The sequence below is a fragment of the Variovorax glucosi genome (genome assembly GCF_051216695.1).
In the GTDB taxonomy this organism is placed as follows: domain Bacteria; phylum Pseudomonadota; class Gammaproteobacteria; order Burkholderiales; family Burkholderiaceae_C; genus Variovorax.
The window spans coordinates 1-1062 of the sequence record NZ_JBPJZE010000359.1; the positions used below are offsets into that span (position 1 = coordinate 1).

Sequence of the window (1062 nt, forward strand, 5' to 3'; positions counted from 1 at the left end):
AATGAGCCCAGCCATCACGAAGGCCAGCGCCGGGTTCCAACGTCCGGCGAGGTCCAGAAAGCCGAGCACCTTGGCCGGATTGGCCATGCCGGACACGATGAGGCCGAGCCCGAAGACAAGGCCTGCGAGCAAGGAGGCGATGACTGTCAGCATGGCGAATCGCTCCTTGCTCACAGGTTCAACAGATGGCGCGCCACGAACACCGTGGCAAACCCTGCGCCCATGAAAGCCCCGGTGGCCGCCAGCGAACGCGGTGACAGCCGCGCCAGGCCGCACACGCCGTGGCCGCTGGTGCAACCCGCGCCATAGCGCGTGCCCACGCCAACCAGCAGGCCGGCCAGCGCAAGCGCGCCGTAGCCTGCGTCGATCCGCGCCGCGGGCAGCACGGCGAACAGGCCGTAGGCAAGTGGCGCGCCGACCAGGCCGAGCACGAAGGCCGCGCGCCAGGCCACGTCGCCTTTCGCCGGGCGCAGCAATCCGCCCAAAACGCCGCTGATGCCGGCGATGCGCCCGTTGAGCAGCACGAACATCGCCGCGGCAATGCCGATGAGAACGCCACCGGCCAGCGCGGCCCAAGGCGTGAAATGAGGCCAGTCGACGGTGGGCATCTTCAACTCTCCTTCGGGCAGTAGAGGCGGTAGAGCACCGCGAGAATCTCCAGCAGGGCGGCGTCGGCCACGCTGTAGTAGATGTTCTTGCCCTCGCGGCGGGTATTGACCACGCCTTCCGTGCGCAGCACCGACAACTGCTGCGACAAGGTGGGCTGGCGGATGCCCAGCACGCTTTCCAGGTCGCTCACGCACATCTCGCCCTGCGAAAGCTGGCACAGCAGCAGCAGCCGGTCTTCGTTGGCCAGCAGCTTGAGCATGGCGACCGCCTGGCCGGCGGCACCGCGCAGCGCTTCGGGGTCGATGACGAGGGTGGAAACCTTCATGGGAGCAGTGTCAGTTCGGGTTTTTACATTATATCAATTAATATAATGTTGATGACTTGAATGAGGGCCTGACCCCAGGCATTACAGAAGGAGTTCCCATGACACCGACCACCGCGTCCCGCCGCACC

3 protein-coding genes are annotated in these 1062 nt (G+C 65.7%); all 3 read right to left on the bottom strand.

Annotation, left to right across the window (positions count from 1 at the left end):
• Window positions 1-153: DUF6691 family protein (locus ACSFA3_RS25650; protein ID WP_435508134.1), on the bottom strand; the 153-nt coding region annotated here is incomplete at its 3' end.
• 17 nt (window positions 154-170) lie between these two features.
• A complete protein-coding gene (locus ACSFA3_RS25655; RefSeq protein ID WP_435468878.1) occupies window positions 171-608 on the bottom strand; it encodes a YeeE/YedE family protein in 438 nt (145 codons plus the stop codon).
• Between the two features lie 2 nt (window positions 609-610).
• Window positions 611-934 carry an ArsR/SmtB family transcription factor gene (locus tag ACSFA3_RS25660; protein ID WP_435468880.1) on the bottom strand — a complete coding sequence of 108 codons (324 nt, stop codon included), beginning with the start codon at window positions 932-934 and terminating at the stop codon, window positions 611-613.
• Between the last annotated feature and the right edge of the window lie 128 nt (window positions 935-1062).